Annotated in this window: 18 protein-coding genes and 2 tRNA genes; 6 read left to right on the top strand and 14 right to left on the bottom strand. The window is 61.0% G+C overall.

Annotation, left to right across the window (positions count from 1 at the left end; genetic code table 11):
• The first annotated feature begins 104 nt into the window (after nucleotides 1-104).
• The gene (locus BJ994_RS16475) at nucleotides 105-815 is read left to right on the top strand and encodes a FadR/GntR family transcriptional regulator (RefSeq protein ID WP_342450411.1); all 711 of its coding nucleotides are present in this window, start codon (nucleotides 105-107) and stop codon (nucleotides 813-815) included.
• A gap of 293 nt (nucleotides 816-1,108) precedes the next feature.
• On the opposite strand, the gene BJ994_RS16470 is transcribed toward BJ994_RS16475, so the two are convergent.
• Nucleotides 1,109-1,975 carry a rhomboid family intramembrane serine protease gene (locus tag BJ994_RS16470; RefSeq protein WP_167995496.1) on the bottom strand — a complete coding sequence of 289 codons (867 nt, stop codon included), beginning with the start codon at nucleotides 1,973-1,975 and terminating at the stop codon, nucleotides 1,109-1,111.
• 6 nt (nucleotides 1,976-1,981) lie between these two features.
• A complete protein-coding gene (locus tag BJ994_RS16465; protein WP_167995495.1) occupies nucleotides 1,982-2,524 on the bottom strand; it encodes a peptidylprolyl isomerase in 543 nt (180 codons plus the stop codon).
• A gap of 153 nt (nucleotides 2,525-2,677) precedes the next feature.
• Between BJ994_RS16465 and BJ994_RS16460 the strand changes: the two genes are divergently transcribed.
• Together BJ994_RS16460 and BJ994_RS16455 are read left to right on the top strand one after the other, a co-directional pair.
• Nucleotides 2,678-3,481, top strand: coding sequence for a hypothetical protein (locus tag BJ994_RS16460; protein WP_167995494.1), 804 nt, complete (start codon nucleotides 2,678-2,680; stop codon nucleotides 3,479-3,481).
• A gap of 108 nt (nucleotides 3,482-3,589) precedes the next feature.
• On the top strand, nucleotides 3,590-4,426 hold the full coding sequence (locus tag BJ994_RS16455; protein ID WP_167995493.1) for a glycosyltransferase: 837 nt from the start codon (nucleotides 3,590-3,592) through the stop codon (nucleotides 4,424-4,426).
• Here the strand turns inward: BJ994_RS16455 and BJ994_RS16450 are convergent.
• From BJ994_RS16450 to dnaA, 12 genes are all read right to left on the bottom strand, one after another.
• Nucleotides 4,423-5,334: an EamA family transporter gene (locus tag BJ994_RS16450; RefSeq protein ID WP_167995492.1), complete on the bottom strand. Its 912-nt coding sequence runs from the start codon at nucleotides 5,332-5,334 to the stop codon at nucleotides 4,423-4,425. The genes BJ994_RS16455 and BJ994_RS16450 overlap by 4 nt on opposite strands.
• Nucleotides 5,335-5,420: 86 nt before the next feature.
• Nucleotides 5,421-5,493: transfer RNA gene (locus BJ994_RS16445), tRNA-Ala, on the bottom strand.
• A gap of 54 nt (nucleotides 5,494-5,547) precedes the next feature.
• Entirely contained in the window at nucleotides 5,548-5,664 is a 117-nt protein-coding gene (locus BJ994_RS18015) for a DLW-39 family protein (protein ID WP_342450410.1), read from the bottom strand.
• A 41-nt stretch (nucleotides 5,665-5,705) separates the two neighbouring features.
• Nucleotides 5,706-5,779 (bottom strand) — tRNA-Ile (locus tag BJ994_RS16440).
• An 81-nt stretch (nucleotides 5,780-5,860) separates the two neighbouring features.
• Entirely contained in the window at nucleotides 5,861-6,394 is a 534-nt protein-coding gene (locus BJ994_RS16435) for a DUF3566 domain-containing protein (protein WP_167995491.1), read from the bottom strand.
• On the bottom strand, nucleotides 6,391-9,027 hold the full coding sequence (gene gyrA, locus BJ994_RS16430; RefSeq protein WP_167995490.1) for a DNA gyrase subunit A: 2,637 nt from the start codon (nucleotides 9,025-9,027) through the stop codon (nucleotides 6,391-6,393). The genes BJ994_RS16435 and gyrA overlap by 4 nt, the downstream gene beginning before the upstream one ends.
• A gap of 78 nt (nucleotides 9,028-9,105) precedes the next feature.
• Complete coding sequence (gene gyrB, locus BJ994_RS16425) at nucleotides 9,106-11,160, bottom strand: DNA topoisomerase (ATP-hydrolyzing) subunit B (protein WP_167995489.1); 2,055 nt, start codon at nucleotides 11,158-11,160, stop codon at nucleotides 9,106-9,108.
• A 234-nt stretch (nucleotides 11,161-11,394) separates the two neighbouring features.
• On the bottom strand, nucleotides 11,395-11,964 hold the full coding sequence (locus BJ994_RS16420; RefSeq protein ID WP_342450409.1) for a DciA family protein: 570 nt from the start codon (nucleotides 11,962-11,964) through the stop codon (nucleotides 11,395-11,397).
• On the bottom strand, nucleotides 11,948-13,126 hold the full coding sequence (gene recF / locus BJ994_RS16415; protein WP_167995487.1) for a DNA replication/repair protein RecF: 1,179 nt from the start codon (nucleotides 13,124-13,126) through the stop codon (nucleotides 11,948-11,950). The genes BJ994_RS16420 and recF overlap by 17 nt, the downstream gene beginning before the upstream one ends.
• Before the next feature lie 10 nt (nucleotides 13,127-13,136).
• Nucleotides 13,137-14,027, bottom strand: a complete 891-nt coding sequence (gene gnd, locus BJ994_RS16410; RefSeq protein ID WP_167995486.1) for a phosphogluconate dehydrogenase (NAD(+)-dependent, decarboxylating) — start codon at nucleotides 14,025-14,027, stop codon at nucleotides 13,137-13,139.
• Nucleotides 14,028-14,063: 36 nt separating this feature from the next.
• Nucleotides 14,064-15,188 carry a DNA polymerase III subunit beta gene (gene dnaN, locus BJ994_RS16405; RefSeq protein WP_167995485.1) on the bottom strand — a complete coding sequence of 375 codons (1,125 nt, stop codon included), beginning with the start codon at nucleotides 15,186-15,188 and terminating at the stop codon, nucleotides 14,064-14,066.
• A 464-nt stretch (nucleotides 15,189-15,652) separates the two neighbouring features.
• A complete protein-coding gene (dnaA, locus tag BJ994_RS16400; RefSeq protein WP_167995484.1) occupies nucleotides 15,653-17,053 on the bottom strand; it encodes a chromosomal replication initiator protein DnaA in 1,401 nt (466 codons plus the stop codon).
• Nucleotides 17,054-17,511: 458 nt separating this feature from the next.
• Between dnaA and rpmH the strand changes: the two genes are divergently transcribed.
• The 3 genes from rpmH (at nucleotide 17,512) to yidD (ending at nucleotide 18,438) form a co-directional block, all read left to right on the top strand.
• Complete coding sequence (gene rpmH, locus BJ994_RS16395; protein WP_022892375.1) at nucleotides 17,512-17,649, top strand: 50S ribosomal protein L34; 138 nt, start codon at nucleotides 17,512-17,514, stop codon at nucleotides 17,647-17,649.
• Nucleotides 17,650-17,716: 67 nt separating this feature from the next.
• Nucleotides 17,717-18,088, top strand: a complete 372-nt coding sequence (rnpA, locus tag BJ994_RS16390) for a ribonuclease P protein component (RefSeq protein ID WP_167995483.1) — start codon at nucleotides 17,717-17,719, stop codon at nucleotides 18,086-18,088.
• A complete protein-coding gene (yidD, locus tag BJ994_RS16385; protein WP_167995482.1) occupies nucleotides 18,085-18,438 on the top strand; it encodes a membrane protein insertion efficiency factor YidD in 354 nt (117 codons plus the stop codon). The genes rnpA and yidD overlap by 4 nt, the downstream gene beginning before the upstream one ends.
• The last annotated feature ends 4 nt before the right edge of the window (nucleotides 18,439-18,442 follow it).

Below are 18,442 nucleotides of genomic sequence, written 5' to 3'. Positions count from 1 at the left end.
TGAGTAAAAGGTAGCACCTTTCACTACTAAAAGATACCACCTTTGGTAAGTGCGCATCTCGCTCTATCCTTGAGTGCACACCGCTTTTCCGCGAAAGGTCAACAGTGGCGCGTTCTTCGCCTGGCTCCTCAGTAGTTGCAGAGGTGATGTACAGCCGCATCATCGACGAGCTCGGCAGGAATGTGGTCAACGGCGATCTAGCCGTTGGCGAGCGTCTCACGATCGACGCGCTTCAACTCCGTTTCGGTGTCTCCCGAACCGTGATCCGCGACTGCATGCGCATCCTTGAGTCCATGAACCTGGTATTCAGCAAGCGGCGGGTGGGGATTGTGGTTCAGCCGCCGGAACGGTGGAACGTGTACGACGCGCGGGTCATCCGTTGGCGGCTGGAGGGCACCTCCCGCGCGCAACAGTTCCGGAGCCTCACCCAGCTGCGCTGCGCCGTCGAACCACTTGCCGCGGCAGGGGCCGCACGGAACGCGACCACGGAGCAGCGCGCCGTCGTCGTCGACCTTGCCCGACAGATGCGCGAACTTGGCGAGGCAGGGCACCTGGAGGAATTTCTCGCCGTCGATATCCAGTTCCACTCGATGCTGCTGCTCGCCAGCGGCAACGAGATGTTCGCTGCGCTGGAGGATGTTGTTGCGGAGGTTCTGCGCGGCCGGACCCAGCAGGGCTTGATGCCAAGCAATCCACGCGAGCATGCGCTGGCCACGCATGAGGCCGTGGCCGCAGCGGTTGCAGGAGTTGATCCAGAGGCCGCGGAGAATGCCATGCGTGAGCTTTTGGCCGAGGTCCGTGACGCCATCAGCTGAGCGCGGTGGCCGAGTACCCACACTGATGATCCCGTGCACGTTCGCGGCCAGACCATGTTTCGGCCCCGCGTGCCGCTGGGACACCAGCTACTGCTGCTCATATCTGCACAAATCGTCGGCCGCCAAGCGCCGCCAGCATTCATGCACATGTTGTGCACAGAGTTATCCACAAGTGTGGGTAACTCTGGGGGTATTGGGCACGGAGACGCCCACATACGCGTGGATGCTTATCCACAGCTGTGGAATTACATGTGTGTAAGTTTTCCCCGAGTGTTGATAAACCCTGTGGATAACTAGACCGGCAGCGAGATGAGCTGCGCCCCAACAAACGTGAGAATAATCAGCAGGAGGGTAAGGGCCCCGAGCCCGGTCCACTGAATGAGCGAGCGGTTCTTCCCGCGGGGCGCATAGGCGATGATCGCTGCAGCAGCAGCGCCTGCCAGCAGCCCGCCGAGGTGCGCTTGCCAGGAAATGTTCTCGACCACGAACCCGAGAACGGTGTTAATCGCGATCAGGACCACGAGCTGGCGTACGTCCCCGCCGCGTCGCCGCTGGACGATGAACATGGCACCGAACAGCCCGAAAACCGCACCGGAGGCACCAAGCACGCCCTGCAACGGGTTGGTGAGGAAGAGTACGGCAACGGAACCGCCGAAAGCTGCGATGAGGTAGAGCGCAATAAACCGCATCCTGCCAAGCAGTGGCTCGAGGGCCTGTCCCATGATCCATAGGGCATACATGTTGAAGGCGATGTGGAGCAGGAAGCCGGTGGAGTGCAGGAAGGCGGAGGTGATCATGCGCCATGGTTCGGGCGGCGCGTACTCAGAAGTAAAGATCCCCGCGTAAAGCAGACGGTCTGTAACCCCGGGCATCACGAACTGCGCCAGAAACAGGATGGCGCACAAACCGATGATTGTGAACGTGACAATCGGACGACCCTGACGTACAGCGCCGCCGAACACGGTCTTGTGAACGGCCGCGTTGCGCTGTGCCTCATGCACACAGTCAACGCACTGAATCCCGACGGCAGCCGGACGCTGGCACTCCGGGCAGGCAGGCCTGCCGCATCGCTGACACCGCACGTAACTGACCCTGTCCGGGTGGCGCGGGCATACGGGTACCTCTTGGTCCGGCTGACCCGCCGGGATTCCGTAGGTCATGGGTTGTTAGGCCTGCTCTACCGTGATGCTGCTGATGACAACGTCCTCCAGCGGCCGGTCACGTCCATCAGTGGGGATGGCGTTCAGTTGGTCGACGACGGCGCGTGATGCTTCATCCTTCACCTCACCGAAAATGCTGTGCTTGCCCTGCAGCCAGGTGGTGGGAACAGAGGTGATGAAGAACTGGGACCCGTTGGTGCCCCGGCCGTTCTGCAGACCGGCATTGGCCATGGCCAATTTGTAAGGAGTGGCGAAATCCAGGTCCGGGTTGATCTCGTCATCGAACTTGTAGCCCGGGCCGCCGATTCCCTGGCCCAGCGGATCGCCGCCCTGGATCATGAAGTCCTTGATGACACGGTGGAAGACGGTTCCGTTGTACAGGGGGGCATTGCTCTCCTCGCCGGTGTCCGGGTGTGTCCAGGTGATCTCGCCGGTGGCAAGCCCAACGAAGTTCTTCACCGTCTTGGGGGCGTGGTTGCCATACAGTTCCACCAGGATGTCCCCGAGGCTGGTATGGATGGTTGCGTGTGCGGTAGCGATTGCTGTCATGGGCTCCATTCTTCCATGCACTTGCTGCGCTTTCCCCGGAATATGAGGGTTCCGCGCACAGTGAAAATGCTGTGAAATCAGCACCCGGATGGCATGTATCCCGAAATAGCACGTAGGCTGACTGACAACAGTCACTATCCTCGGGAGGTAGTTGTGAAGAAATCCGATAGCGTTGTCCGCACCCTTGAGAACAACGTTTTGATGGGAGTCGGCACGGCACGGGATTGGGCCGGTCCGCGAGTGGATGCCGCCAGGGGCTGGGTAGCTCCGCGCATTGAACGGGGCTTCGAAACAGCCTCGCCAAAGATCCAGCATGGCGTGCATCGGGCGGCACAGGGCCTCTCAGATGGTATTGCCACGGTGACGCCACGTATTCAGGAAGGCCTGGATAAGGTCGCGCCACGCATCTCGCAGGCGGTTGATAACACTGCGCCGCGTATCCAGCACACGCTGGACCGCGCAACCCCAGCGATCAACCAGGCGCGGGACAAAGTTGTCGGTGAGTACATCCCGGCAGTGTCCTACCGGCTGGGTGATGTTGCGGACTCCGCGTCCCGGACTCTGGCTGCAGCCACAATTCCGGCGGGCGTCGCCGGCGTCGTCACAAAGGTGACCGGTGACAAGAAGGCCGTCAAGAAAGCACAGAAGGCTGCAGTAGCAGCGGCAGAGCGTGCTGCGAAGGACCTCAAGCGCCGTCGGAAGAGCAAGAGCGGCAAGGGCTGGCTGATCGTGGGCATCATCGCCGCCGCCGTGACTGCAGGTGTTGCGATATGGCGCGCTTCGCAGCCGGTAGAGGACCCGTGGAAGACCCCAACTCCCGTCGAACCGAAGCCGGTTGCCGAGGTGTCGCACAATGACGATGCGAAGCAGGCGGTGAACGACATCAAGGCCGCCGCTGACCGCGCAGCCGCGAAGTCCGACGACGCCGCCGGCGCGCCAAAGGACCCCACCGCCTAGCCCTGCGCTCCGCGAGAATTGCGGGAAAGATCCACCCAACGGAGGATCTTTCCCGCTTTTTTTGTGTTGGAGCCATCACCCGTCGATGCCGGTGATAGATTTACCGCCGTGCAGCCCGCCAAGCCGACCGTATCCATCGTGATACCGGCGTACAACGAGGAAAGCGTCATTCGGCAATGCCTCATTGCCGCTATCTACCAGTCCATGCCGGCTCACGAGATCCTGGTGGTGGATAACAGGTCCACGGACCGCACCGCTGACATAGTCCGCCACATGCAGCTGGAATATCCCGAGAGCCCCATCAAACTGCTTGAACAGAACGAGGAGCAGGGGCTCATCCCCACCCGCAACCACGGGCTGAACCAGGCTACGGGGGACGTGCTCGGACGGATCGACGCCGACTCTGTCCTGGAACCCGACTGGGTCGAGACCGTGCAGACGGGTTTCACGGACCCGGTTGTAGCAGCCGCAACCGGCCCCGTGGTCTATTACGACATGCCAATGCGCCGTTGGGGCCTCAAAGCTGACGACAAGATGCGACAGCTGGTGCTGAAACTTGCACGCAACCAATACCACTTCCTGTTCGGCTCCAATATGGCACTGCGCAGGACAGCCTGGGAACAGATCCGCGGCTCCACCTGTCGGGACGAGCGGGACGAGATGCATGAGGACATTGACCTCTCTCTGCACCTCGCCGAGCAGGATCTCGTGATCCGCTACATACCGGGCATGGTCAGCGGTATGTCAGCCCGGCGCCTGGAGGATTCGCCGAAAGACTACCGCTACTACGTCACGCGGTTCGACAGGACGTACCGGGCGCACGAGGTCAACCAGCGGGTGCTCAAAATACCAATGCTGATCTTCATGTCCATCTACTACCCCGCAAAAGTCCTGCGCGCAGTCCACACGGCCCGGACAGGCAGGACGGCCGCGCCTCAGCGTTAAGTACCGCCCAGGGCGGGCGGCTGGGCGGCGTCTTCGGGGGCAACGTCCGCGCGCCGTCGTCGGCCCTGTCCTCTCACAACTACGGCGAGCCCCGCAAGGATAAGGGCCAGCCCAACGTAGGTGCCAGCGGGCAACTGCTCGCCAAGGAAGACCGCAGCCAGAATGGTGGCGCCGGGAATCTCGAGAAGGATGATCATCGATACCACCAACGGGCTGATGATCGCAAGCAAGTGGTTGAACACAGCATGCCCGATGAGCTGCGCAACAATGGTCACGCCGATAATGCCTACCCACGCAAGCGGCGGGAAATCCACCAATGGTTGTCTGAACGCCAAACACATGCCAAGGAGCACCGCGGCGCAGCCGCCGAAGCAGAGCGTCGTGTAGGTTCCGGTCGAGAGTGTGCGCCTCAGTTCGGCACCGGCCATCATATACACGGCGGCGAATGCACCCCCCGCCACCGCGAGCAGATCGCCCATGATGGCATCCGATGACAGCGTCAGATCGAACCCCGTGATAACGACGACGCCCGCTAGCGCCACGGTCAGGCCAGCCACCACGGCGGGGGCTGGGCGGTTGCCGCGAATGGCCGAGAACAGGGCCACCCACGCCACCTGTAGACAGACGAGCGCAGTTGCCGCAGCTACGGATGTGAGTTTGAGTGCGGTAATGAAACAGGCGAAGTGGAGGGCGAGTGCGACGGCGGCGATCACCAGGCGCCGGTAGTCCTGCCCCTTGAGGCTCGCGAACTCTCCGCGCCTGCCAACCACCGCCGGAGCCCCCATCAGCACGGCACCGAAGGCGTTTCGCCAGAAAGCAATAACGAGCGCGGGAGCAGCGGTAGCCGCCATGATCGGGCCGGAGGCGGCAACTCCGAGAACGCCGATGACACAGAGGAAAATGGTCACGAGGTAACCCTATTCGACGGTTGGAGAACCCTTGACCGGGAAGCGAGAAAGGCCTCAGCCTTCCGGCTGGGGCCTTTCTCTTTCGGTGGAGGCACGGGGACTCGAACCCCGAACCCCCTGCTTGCAAAGCAGGTGCGCTACCAATTGCGCCATGCCCCCGAAACTACATGTCAATTGTACTCGATCGACAGAGTGGATCAGGACGGTGGAGATTTATTCGACCGAATCGGTCGCCTTGCTCCACACTTCCTTGTCCTTCTCGGACTCCTGCCACCGTTTGTAGGCGAAGACTCCCGCGACAGCGGCTGCTGCAAACAGCAACTTTTTCACAGTGTTCCTCCTAAGCAGTTTCCTGCCGGTTTCAGGATCCGTGGGCGTACCAGGACTTGAACCTGGGACCTCTTCGTTATCAGCGAAGCGCTCTAACCGCCTGAGCTATACGCCCCGATACCTCATCGGGCCGAGATACGACTTTACAGCAGGCCCTCAGCAATCAACAAATTCGAAGCCGATGAGGAAATGCCCTTTAGTCGTCCGTAAGTGTTACCCCAATTCCGCCCACAAGTGTGGACGAAATGTTGTAAAGCACCGCGGACAACATGGCCAGCGCGGTCAACAGCACAACGTTGACGACCGCGATGATTGTGGCAAAAGACACCACCTGGCCAAGGGAGGCAAACTGCCGCAAATCGAACCCGGCGCCTTCCGAACCTGCAATCTCACCGAGCAGTTGGTTCACGCGGTCAAAGATGCCAGTGAGGTCCAGAACGGTCCAGATGACGATCGCCGCAACAACTGTCACGATGCCCAGTGCAACGGAGAGCAGGAAGGACATCTTCAGCACCGACCACGGGTCCACCTTGCTGACGAGCAGGCGCGCCTTGCGTGCCTTCGCCTTCGGGGCCGGCTTCACGAGCCCCGGCCGGCTTCCCGGGCGTGCCGATGACGACGACGCCGGCCGTTGAGTCGGCCGCGCAGGTGCGTTCACCCGAGGTCCGCTGCCGGACGACCGCACGGAATTACCCGCTGTCGCGCGCGGATTTGAGTTTGTCGAACTCACTCGGTACCTCCATTATTGGTTGACTCAGCCTCCGGCTCAGCCGTTTCTGCTGAAGTCAACGGTACTTCATCGACCGCGTCCGGCGCAGATTCCGCTTCCACCACGGCCGTTTCAACAGCGGCGTCAGTTCCGGTCAGGCCGCGCTCGGTGTTACGTGCAACCGCGATGATGCGGTCGGCTTTGTCGGGCTTGGCGAAGATCACGCCCATGGTGTCGCGGCCCTTCGCCGGAACACCGGCCACGGCCGAACGGACAACCTTTCCGCCGCCCATGACAACCAGGACCTCATCCTCGTCCTGCACAATGAGCGCACCAACCAGGTCTCCACGCTCTTCAGCCAGCTTGGCCACCTTGATGCCCAGGCCTCCGCGGCCCTGTACCCGGTACTCATCGACCTTTGTGCGCTTTGCGAAGCCGCCCTCCGTGACTATGAATACATAGGAGTCGTCGCTGACCACGTTTGCCGCGAGCAGTTCGTCATCCGCACGGAACTTCATGCCGGTGACGCCCGAGGTTGCACGGCCCATCGGGCGTAACGCCTCATCGGTGGCACTGAAGCGCAGGGACTGTCCCTTGCGCGAGACGAGCATCATGTCATCGCTCTCCGAAACCAGCTGCGCTGAAACCAGCTCGTCGCCGTCACGGAGGTTGATGGCGATGACGCCGGCCGTGCGGTTGGTGTCGTAATCCTCCAGGCGCGTCTTCTTCACCAGGCCGCGCTTCGTGGCGAGCACGAGGTACGGCGATTGCTGGTAGTCCCGCAGATCAAGTACCTGAGCGATTGTTTCGTCAGGCTGGAACGCCAGCAGGTTTGCCACGTGCTGGCCCTTGGCATCCCGTGCAGCCTCGACCAGTTCATACGCCTTTGCACGGTAGACCCTGCCGAGGTTCGTGAAGAACAGCAGCCAGTGGTGCGTGGTGGTGACAAAGAAGTGCTCGACGACGTCGTCGCCACGCAACTGGGCCCCGCGGATGCCCTTGCCGCCGCGTGCCTGCTGACGGTAGTTATCGCTCCGGGTGCGCTTCACGTAGCCGCCCCGGGTGATGGTCACCACCATTTCCTCTTCGGGAATGAGGTCTTCCATGCTCATGTCGCCGTCGTAGCCCATGAGAATCTCGGTACGCCGGTCATCGCCGTGCTTGTCGACGATTTCCTGGAGTTCGGTCGAGACGATTTCCCGCTGCTGTTCCTCCGAGGCAAGGATTCTCTTGTACTCGGCAATTTCGGTCTCGAGCTTTGCGTGCTGGTCCTGGATCTTCTGCCGTTCGAGGGCCGCCAGGCGGCGCAGTTGCATGTCGAGGATCGCCTGGGCCTGGATCTCGTCAATCTCGAGCAGGCCCATCAGGCCGTTGCGGGCATCCTCAACGGTGGAGGACCGCCGAATCAGGGCGATGACCTCGTCCAGCGCATCCAGCGCCTTGAGTAACCCGCGCAGGATATGTGCCGCTTCTTCGGCCTTGCGCAGGCGGTACTGGGTTCGCCGGACAATGACTTCGAGCTGGTGCGTAACCCAGTGACGGATGAACGCATCGAGGCTGAGGGTCCGCGGTACATCGTCAACGATGGCCAGCATGTTGGCGCTGAAGTTGTCCTGAAGCTGCGTGTGCTTGTAGAGGTTGTTGAGCACCACCTTCGCCACGGCGTCGCGCTTCAGAACAATGACCAGGCGCTGGCCGGTGCGGCCCGAGGTCTCGTCGCGGAGGTCGGCTATGCCGGAAACCTTGCCGTCCTTTACCAGGTCTGCGATCTTGATGGCGAGGTTGTCCGGGTTAGCCTGATACGGCAGCTCGGTGACCACCAGGCAGGTACGTCCCTGGATTTCCTCGACATTGACGACGGCGCGCATGGTGACCGAGCCGCGGCCGGTACGGTATGCATCTTCGATGCCCTTGTGACCGAGGATCTGTGCGCCGGTCGGGAAGTCGGGGCCCTTGATGCGCTGAATCAGCGCCTCAAGCAGTTCCTCCTTGCTGGCCTGCGGGTTCTGCAGGTACCACTGCACACCGTCGGCAACCTCACGGAGATTGTGCGGAGGGATGTTGGTTGCCATGCCCACGGCAATGCCGGAGGAGCCGTTGACCAACAGGTTCGGGAAACGGGACGGCAGGATGGTGGGTTCCTGGTTCTTGCCGTCGTAGTTGTCCTGGAAATCGACGGTCTCTTCATCGATGTCCCGGACCATTTCCATGGCGAGAGGCGCCATCTTGGTCTCGGTATAACGGGGTGCCGCGGCGCCGTCGTTACCGGGCGAGCCAAAGTTACCCTGGCCAAGAGCCAGCGGGTACCGCATCGTCCAATCCTGGATCAGGCGGACCAGCGCATCATAGATAGCGCTGTCACCGTGCGGGTGGTACTGGCCCATGACTTCGCCGACCACGCGCGCACACTTGTTGAAGGAGCGGTCCGGACGGTAGCCGCCGTCGAACATCGCGTACAGAACGCGGCGGTGCACCGGCTTCAGCCCGTCACGGACGTCCGGCAGCGCCCGACCAACAATGACGGCCATAGCGTAATCCAGGTAGGAGCGCTGCATCTCGGTCTGCAGGTCCACCTGCTCAACCCGGTCAGTCAACAAAGCACCCTCAACGGGCGTCTCATCGCCGGGAGTTTCAGGTGTTTCTTCGTCACTCATCTAGTTCATTCCGTTCGTGAATGCTTGGGTCAGGAGCCCGGACGCGAGAGGCCGCGAACAAGCCGGTGGGTGTGCCGGTCAGATGTCGAGGAAACGTACATCCTTAGCGTTCTGCTGAATAAAGTTGCGGCGGGATTCCACGTCTTCACCCATGAGCACCGAGAAAATCTGGTCGGCGGCCGCGGCGTCGTCCATGGTGACCTGAAGAAGAGTACGGTGATCCGGGTCCATGGTGGTTTCCCACAACTCGGTGTAGTCCATCTCGCCAAGACCCTTGTACCGCTGGATTCCGTTGTCCTTCGGGAGCCGCTGGTTGTTCGCGAGGCCGATCTTGATGGTCTCGTCCCGCTCACGGTCGCTGTACACGTAGGAGTGCGCAGCGTTGGACCACTTGATGCGGTACAGCGGCGGCTGGGCCAGGTAAACGTAGCCGTGTTCGATCAGGGGACGCATGTACCGGAACAGCAGGGTCAGCAGAAGAGTGGTGATGTGCTGGCCGTCAACGTCTGCATCGGCCATCAGTACGATCTTGTGATAGCGGGCCTTCTCGACGTCGAAGTCCTCACCGATTCCCGCACCAAAGGCGGTGATCATGGCCTGTACTTCGCTGTTGCTTAGCGCTCGGTCAAGCCGGGCCCGCTCCACGTTCAGGATCTTCCCGCGCAGGGGGAGGATGGCCTGCGTTTCCGGGTTCCGGCCGCGTACGGCGGAACCACCTGCGGAGTCACCCTCCACAATGTAGATCTCGGACTTCGACGGATCCTTGGACTGGCAGTCCTTCAGCTTTCCGGGCATTCCGCCGGACTCGAGGAGTCCCTTGCGGCGGGTCGATTCGCGTGCCTTACGGGCGGCAAGGCGGGCCTGCGCGGCCTGGATCGACTTCCGGATAACATCGCGTGCCGGCCCGGGATTGCGTTCCAGCCAATCTCCGAGCTGATCCGTGACAACACGCTGGACAAACCCCTTTGCCTCGGAGTTTCCCAGCTTGGTTTTGGTCTGTCCTTCGAACTGCGGCTCGGACAGCTTCACGGAGATGACGGCGGTGAGTCCCTCACGGATGTCATCACCGGTCAGGTTGTCATCCTTCTCCTTGATGATGTTCTTCTCGCGGGCGTAGCGGTTGATGAGGGATGTCATCGCCGCGCGGAAACCTTCTTCGTGAGTTCCGCCCTCATGGGTGTTGATGGTGTTGGCGTAGGTATGCACGCTCTCCGAGTACGCGGTGGTCCACTGCATGGCCATTTCGACGGCGATCGACTTGTCCGCATCCTCGGTCTCGAACGCGATGACGTCCTCGTGGATGACATCGACTCGCTTCGACGAATTCAGGTGCTTGACGTAGTCCAGGAGGCCGTTCTCATACAGGTACTCGATGTGCCGGTGTTTGTTCTCCTCGGACTTCTCCGCCTCTGCATGCGCGGTGTCCGTAATCTCCTCGGTTTCCACCTCGGGGACCCGTTCATCCACAAGGCTGATCCGAAGGCCCTTGTTCAGGAAAGCCATCTGCTGGAAGCGCGCCCGGAGGGTCTCGAAATCGAACTCGACCGACTCGAAGATGGTGGAGTCCGGGTAGAAGGTCTGGGTGGTCCCGGTAGTCTCGGTTTCTTCACCCTTCTGGAGCTGGCCGACCGGCTTTCCGCCATCCTCGAAGGACTGGCGCCAAACATGGCCCTGACGCCGGATTTCCGTGTCAACGCGGGCCGAGAGGGCGTTCACCACCGAAATACCGACGCCGTGAAGGCCACCGGAAACCGCGTACCCGCCACCGCCGAACTTGCCGCCGGCGTGAAGGATGGTCATGACCACTTCCACGGTGGGCTTACCCTCCGTGGGGTGCATGTCGACGGGAATGCCGCGCCCGTTGTCGATAACCCGGACTCCGCCATCCTCGAGCAGCGTCACCCGGATGTGGTCGCAGTACCCTGCAAGTGCCTCATCCACAGAGTTATCCACAACCTCGTAAACCAGGTGGTGAAGGCCGCGCGGACCGGTTGACCCGATGTACATACCGGGCCGCTTACGAACCGCCTCCAGACCTTCAAGGACGGTGATGTCACTCGCGCCGTAACCTCTGGGTGTGCCGGTGCCGTCTTCCGGCGTTCCGGCAGATTCCGCTACGTTGTCGTTAGCCACGGGCGCTGCGACTCCTCATTGTCTGGTCTCAGAATGAAGGCATCCCGAAAAGGAATGCCTGCGGCTTCCATTCTACCGTGCGGAAGCCGGGAGGACGGCCTGAACAGGCCCCTAACGCCGAATAAAGCACCATTTAAGCTCTCAGCAGGGGGTCGCGTGGGGGCGTATACGTCCGCCGGGGTCCGATTGGCGCTGCACGGCGCTCACCGGAGCGCGGCACGAGGACATCGACGGCTATCCGTAGGTGTCCCTCGGACCGCGTCCGCGAACCGTCCTGCCTCCCTTGCGCCAGGACGGCGCCGACGGCCCCACGATTGTCATCGCAGTAACGACGCCGGCCCCCAATTCGTGGTCGAACCGGCGGATCAAATCGGAACTGATCAATCGAAGCTGAGTAGCCCAGGCCGTAGAATCACACCGCACCAGGACCGTAGTTTCATGGAAGCTCTCGGGAACACAGTGCGCGGCAATATCCGGACCCACAAGCTCAGCCCAACGCGCCATGACTGATCCCACGGCGACCGGCGAATTCCATCCGCGCTCACTCAACAGCCTGCCAAACACAGTTCCAAGCCCCTGCGGGTCCCGCCCCGCATAGGACTCCCCAGGCAACTCCCGGCGGGAAGGCTGACCGGTACGACGACGGCGCGCAGCAGGCACGCGCGCATCGCCGCGCGCCAGCGACGCATCCCTCAAACGATTTAACAGGAGGCGCGGCGCGTCCTCGGGGAGAGTGTCCCTGCCTGGCCCACCTTGTTGGGGGGCGCCGTCGTCGTTCTGGTTCTCCTCAGGACTGTGCTTCACTGAAGCCTCCGGGAACGACGACGAGCTGGCGGCCTTCCAGCGCCGGAGGCACATCCTCGCCAACCGCCGCTGTGACGAGCACCTGCTCGGCGCCGGCAACGATGGATGCGAGCCGGTTCCGCCGGTCAGCATCCAGCTCGGCAAAAACGTCATCGAGGATCAGCACCGGGGTGGAGCCGGGAGTCGGATCATCCTCCGAAAGCAGGTAATAGGAGCCAAGGCGCAATGCCAGAGCCATGGACCACGTCTCTCCATGCGATGCGTAGCCCTTCACCAGGGCGCGGCCGAGCATCAGTTCGACCTCGTCCCGATGTGGCCCGATCAGCGAAATTCCGCGTTCCGTTTCACGACGTCGGTTCTCGGTGATCGCCGTGAGGAACCTTTCCGTCAGTTCCGGGATGCTGAGTCCGGCGAAGTCTTCCTCGGGAAGGGTGGGCGCGCCGTCGTCCTCTGCCGCGGGGCCGGCAAGTGACGAACGGTACGCGGCCTGGGCGTTCTTCGAACCATCGGTGAGCTCCGCATATGCCTTCTGTATGTGGGGCAGCAGGCGGGTGAGGACGCCGAGGCGGGCATGCAGGAGTTGCGATCCGACGGTAGCGAGGTGCTGATCCCACACTTCGAGCGTTGCCTCGTGCGCAGCGGTCAACCGGCCGCCACGCAGAGATTTCAGCAGGGCATTGCGCTGTTTCAGGACACGCTCGTAGTCAGCACGGATGCCGGCGTGATGCGGAACCAGCTGCACCATCAACTCATCCAGGAATCGGCGCCGATTGGACGGATCCCCTTTGACGAGGGCCAGATCTTCGGGCGCAAACAGGACCGTACGAAGAATCCCGGCCGCATCCCTCGCCCGCACTGGATTGGCGCGGTTGATGCGCGCGCGGTTGGCGCGCTCACCATTGATTTCAAGTTCGACGCTGGTGGCCTGTGTACCTCGGACGAGACGCCCGCGGACCAGGGCCCGATCAGCATCGAAGGCGATCAGCGGTTTGTCCGAACTGACCCGGTGGGAAGACAGCGATGCCAGGTAGCCGATCGCCTCGACGATGTTGGTCTTACCCACACCATTCGGTCCCATGAACACCGTGACACCCGGTTCCAGGGGGACGTCCAGTTGTGAGTAGCTACGGAAATCGGTCAGTGAAAGATGCTGAACGTACACCGGAACTCGATCAGGAACTGCGCGGCGGACGCACCGCGTGTCCACCGAACTGGTTACGCAGCGCGGCAACCATCTTCAGGGATGGAGCCTCATCCTGCCGCGAACTGAATCGGGCGAACAGCGCGGCGGTGATCGCCGGCGCAGCGACCTCGTTGGCGATGGCTTGCTCAACGGTCCAGCGCCCCTCACCGGAATCCTCCACATATGCACCGACGTTACTGAGCTTCGGATCCTCCTCGAGGGCTTTCACCAGCAGGTCCAGCAGCCAGGAACGCACAACAGTACCCTTCTGCCAGGCACGGAAAGTTCCTGGAACATCCTTGATGATGTCCTTCGCTTCGAGGAGTTCATACCCCTCCGCGAAGGCCTGCATGAGACCGTACTCGATGCCATTATGAATCATTTTGGCGTAATGCCCGGCGCCCGATTCACCGACGTGAACAAAACTTTCCTCACGGTTGCCGTCCGGGCGGAGCGCGTCGAAGACCGGCATGACGCGTTCGACGTCGTCCTCCGGCCCTCCCACCATGAGTCCGTATCCGTTTTCGAGGCCCCAGACTCCACCGGACACCCCGCAATCGAGGAAGGAGATGCCCTTCGACGCGAGGATCTCACTGTGTTCCTGGTCGGTGCTGAACTTGGTGTTGCCGCCGTCGATCACAAGATCACCGACGGAAAGCTTGTTGCCGAGCTCCTCGATGACCTGCGCAGTAACCGGACCGGCGGGGACCATCACCCAGACAACCCGCGGTGCCGGAACCTGTGCAATCAGCTCATCCAGGGTTGCGACGTCGGAGACTTCCGGATTGCGGTCGAAACCGGTCACCTCAATGCCGCGCAAACGCAACCGTTCCCGCATGTTGTATCCCATTTTTCCGAGTCCGACTAGGCCGATGTGCATACTGTCCTCCAGGTTTCGGTGGAATGGGTTTGGCTGCTACTGGTTGGGCAGCCTCACCGGCATGAGCAGGTACCGGTAATCCTCGCGGTCCTCACCGGTAGCTTCCTCCTGTGCGGAGATGACGGCCGGCTTGGGAGGTGTGGTGAAGGAGAAACGAACAAAACGGCTGCTGAAGGCGCTCAACCCCTCGCTGAGGTAGTGCGGGTTGAACGCGACTGTGATGTCCTCACCTTCGAGGCTGGCTTCGATGGCTTCAGAGGCCTGCGCATCTTCACCCGTTCCTGCATCGAGCACTACTTGTCCGGCACTGAAGGCAAGCCGCACCGGCGTATTACGCTCGGCGACCAACGAAACACGGCGAACTGCCTCCACCAGCAAGCTGGTCTCAACAGTGGCGTGAATCGGTGTGTTCTCAGGGAAGAGTGAACGGATCTTCGGGTAGTCCCCGTCAACCAGCAGCGAGGTGGTGCGTCGGCCGCCGCTCTCAAAGCCGATGAGTTCACTGTTTTCGGACAGTGCAATCTGCAGGTCTCCCGAGCCACCGAGTGTCTTGGCAACTTCACTGAGCGTTTTTGCCTTGACGAGGGCGCTCGTGGAGATGCCAGGGTTAGTTGGCTTCCAAGAGAGTTCGCGCAATGCCAGCCGGTAACGGTCGGTAGCCAGGAAAGTGATGAGATCCTCTTCAATCTCCATGCGGACACCGGTGAGGATGGGAAGGGTGTCATCCCGGCTCGCAGCAATGATTACCTGTGAGACAGCTTCCGCGAAGGCATCTCCGTCGACCACACCGCTGACATCGGGAAGGCTCGGCAGTTCCGGATATTCAGCCTCGGGCATTGTGGCGAGGTTGAACCGGCTGTTGCGGCAGGTCAGTGTGACTTTTGATCCGTCTGTTTCAACCTCGACCGGCGCCGAGGGCAGGCTTCGACAAATATCCGCCAGGAGGCGCCCGGACACGAGGATGGTGCCTTCTTCGGCAACGTCTGCCGGAATTTCCAGGCGTGCTGAAATCTCATAGTCGAAGCTGGCAAGGCTAAGCGAGCCGGTGCCCGCCTTGATCAGGAGACCGGATAGCACCGGCACAGGAGGACGAGGTGACAGTGAACGCGCAGTCCAGGTTACGGCTTCGGCCAGGACATCGCGCTCGACTCGGAATTTCACTGAAGGGTGCCGCCTTTCGCGAGGTACATGGGGAAGCTACTCATCCTCGACTTCCCGTTGCTGAAAGGAGGCGTGAGCAAATGACAACTCTACTGAGTGAAAGCTTAGCGTGCTGCCATCCTGGCGGTAGATCCAGGATGGGTAGGCGGTATGAGGGGAGAAATGTTATTTGGACAGGATCCATGGATTAAGGATTAGTAGTGTTAATAACTCCTGTGGATTCTGTGGATAACCGGGTGCTCAGGCTCATCCCTGCGGGTCTGCCCTGTTGACAGAATGTGTAAGAGTCCTGCCTCCGGCTGTCATGTGCTGTGTACGAAATTGTTGGGATTCCGCGGATCCACAGCCCCGACTGAGGTTGTCCTCATTAACGTCCACCGGGTACGGCACTTTATCCACAGTTCTTTCCACAGTTGTTAATTTCATGGCTGTGGTTCGTTGACTTACCGGACGTGTAGGGTCTATCAATCCTTGCGGTGGTGCTTGATCCGGTTGGTCAGCTCAGTCACCTGGTTGTAGATGGCCCGCCGCTCCGCCATCAGCTCACGGATCTTGCGATCGGCGTGGATCACGGTCGTGTGGTCGCGTCCACCGAGTTCCTGACCGATCTTCGGGAGCGACATGTCAGTTAACTCGCGGCAGAGGTACATCGCGATTTGCCTTGCGGTCACCAGGGTGCGGGTGCGTGATTTGCTGCAGAGATCGTCGAGGGTGATGTTGAAGTACTCGGCGGTCTGCGCCATGATCAGCGACGACGTGATCTCCTGGGCGCCGTCGTCGGTAATAAGGTCCTTCAGCACAATTTCGGCGAGGTTCTCATCTACCGCCTGCCGGTTGAGACTCGCGAACGCGGTGACCCTAATGAGTGCTCCCTCGAGCTCGCGGATGTTCGTGGAGATCTTTGAAGCGATGTACTCAAGCACTTCATCGGGTGCACTGAGGCCTTCACTGATCGCTTTCTTTCGGAGGATCGCGATCCTCGTTTCGAGCTCGGGTGGCTGAATGTCGGTCAGCAGGCCCCACTCAAACCTGGAGCGCATCCGCTCCTCGAATCCGGAAAGCTGCTTTGGGGGGAGGTCCGAGGTAATGACCACTTGCTTGTTGTGGTTGTGCAACGCGTTGAAGGTATGGAAGAACTCTTCCTGGGTACGGTCCTTGCCGGAGAGGAACTGGATGTCATCTATCAGCAGGATGTCGACGTTGCGGTAGGTCTGTTTGAAGCTGGTGCCCTCGTCATCCCGGATGGAGTTGATGAAGTCGTTGGTGAATTCTTCCGAATTGACGTATCGCACCCGTATGCCGGTGTAGAGGTGCCTGGCATAGTGTCCGATGGCATGCAGGAGGTGCGTCTTGCCGAGTCCGGAGTCGCCGTAGATAAAGAGCGGGTTGTATGCCTTGGCCGGTGCCTCGGCGACAGCGACGGCGGCCGCATGGGCAAAGCGGTTGGAGGAACCTATGACGAAGGTGTCGAAAATGTACTTGGGGTTCAGTCTTCCGAACTCGTGTGAGTTGCTGGGAGGAGTGGGCGACGGCGGCTGTTCGCGCTGGGCAATCTCCTCCGGATTGTCCTCGGGCTCCTCTTCAATGACGGGCGTGAGGTCCGGGTCGATGACGAAGGCGCACTGGATCTCTTCACGGAAGACATCGCGTAGCGCGTCATTCAGTGGACTCTTGAGCTGACTCTGCAGAACTTCGCGGGTGAGCTCGTTGGGCACTGCTACCAGCAGTGTTGTCCCGATGAGTCCCTGGGCCTGGGCAAGTACAACAAAACCCCTTTGACGCGGGGAAATCCTCTCGTCCTGTTCGAGCGTACGGATGACCTTGCGCCAGGAACTGCCTACATCGTTGATCTCGTCGGTACTCACTCGCGTCCTCAATGGAAGTTCGAAACGGCTGGCGTTGTGCTCCGGGTGTTGACGAATCCACAGAGTTATACACAGCTCGTGGATAAATGCACCACCCGGCAACAGTAGACGATGGAAAGTGCTGAAGATAGCTAGGTAGGCGCTTGTGGATAAGAGGCTGGCGCGAGGCAAGAACCAGCACTGCGCGACACGTATTCTGCCTGGTTGTCCACAGGATTCTGCGGCGTGCCACATGGGGCCCGTGGAGAGCGCCGTTGACCGGTTTGACCGCCCAACCGCCGGTGCCCTAACGTTAGGTAGTCCAATATGTCTGCATTTCGCATGCCTCCACGCTGTCAGCTCCTCGCCGACCAGTCGACGGAAGGTACGCAGAGTGGATGTACAACTTTATTGCGCCAGTCCGTTCTTCCCCCTTGTTGCAACGGCAGCGCATGCCAAGAACGTTCTGGAGTATCACAGTGAGCAAGCGGACCTTTCAGCCGAATAACCGCCGTCGTGCCAAGAAGCACGGCTTCCGCCTTCGCATGCGCACCCGCGCCGGCCGCGCCATTCTGTCTGCGCGCCGGGGCAAAGGCCGTACCGAGCTTTCGGCTTAGCAGCGCTTAACCCGTCCGCCGGCGTCGCACTTCGCTGACGACGCCCTGACCGTTCGGAGCTCCCCAGGTGTTGTCTACCGCTCACCGAGTTCGGACGGCCACAGATTTTTCGCACGCCGTTCGTTCCGGCGCTCGCTCGGGGTGCCGGAACTTGGTGTTATATACGGTGGGAACCGATGACGAATCGCCATCTCGATTCGGCTTCATTGTTTCGAAGAGCGTGGGGAACGCGGTTACCCGCAACCTCGTTAAGAGGAGACTGAGAGAAGCGGCTGCCACAGCGCTTCGTCGGCGGCCAATGGGGATGGATGTCGTTGTCCGGGCTCTACCGTCCTCGGCGGCCGCAGGCTGGACAGAGCTTAGTTCAGATTTCGAGCGGTGCCTGACTGCAAGCATCAAGCGGTCAACCAGGATCGGCAGAAAAGGAGACGGCAAATGACAACGGTTCATTCGCCGTCGAACCCGGCATGGGTTTTTGAGCTACCGCGCGCAGTACTGATCGGACTTCTCGCTACCTACCGCCGTCTTGTTTCGCCGCTGTACGGCTCGGTCTGCCGGTTCTTTCCCTCCTGCTCGGCATATGCGCTCGAAGCAGTGACCGTTCATGGCGCACTCAAGGGTTCCTGGCTCGCTACCCGCCGATTGTGCCGCTGCCACCCCTGGAATGACGGCGGCGTAGATCACGTGCCAGCCGGAGGACGTACCTTCGCAACGGGCCAAGAGCCGCGAATTCTAGTGCTGAATCACCCCGTGATACCGGCAGATGAGGAAAGCCGCCCGGCGGCCTGAGGAG

Origin of the sequence: Arthrobacter pigmenti (assembly GCF_011927905.1) — a bacterium.
In the GTDB taxonomy this organism is placed as follows: domain Bacteria; phylum Actinomycetota; class Actinomycetes; order Actinomycetales; family Micrococcaceae; genus Arthrobacter_D; species Arthrobacter_D pigmenti.
The sequence above is the reverse complement of the archived record's forward strand: the minus strand, read 5'-3'. Positions and strand labels throughout refer to the sequence as shown.

Excerpts from the sequence above, each read along its gene's own strand:
- BJ994_RS16470 (WP_167995496.1), bottom strand. The coding sequence starts at position 1,975 with ATGACCTACGGAATCCCGGCGGGTCAGCCGGACCAAGAGGTACCCGTA.
- BJ994_RS16465 (WP_167995495.1), bottom strand. The coding sequence starts at position 2,524 with ATGACAGCAATCGCTACCGCACACGCAACCATCCATACCAGCCTCGGG.
- gyrA (WP_167995490.1), bottom strand. The coding sequence starts at position 9,027 with ATGAGTGACGAAGAAACACCTGAAACTCCCGGCGATGAGACGCCCGTT.
- gnd (WP_167995486.1), bottom strand. The coding sequence starts at position 14,027 with ATGCACATCGGCCTAGTCGGACTCGGAAAAATGGGATACAACATGCGG.
- yidD (WP_167995482.1), top strand. The coding sequence starts at position 18,085 with ATGACAACGGTTCATTCGCCGTCGAACCCGGCATGGGTTTTTGAGCTA.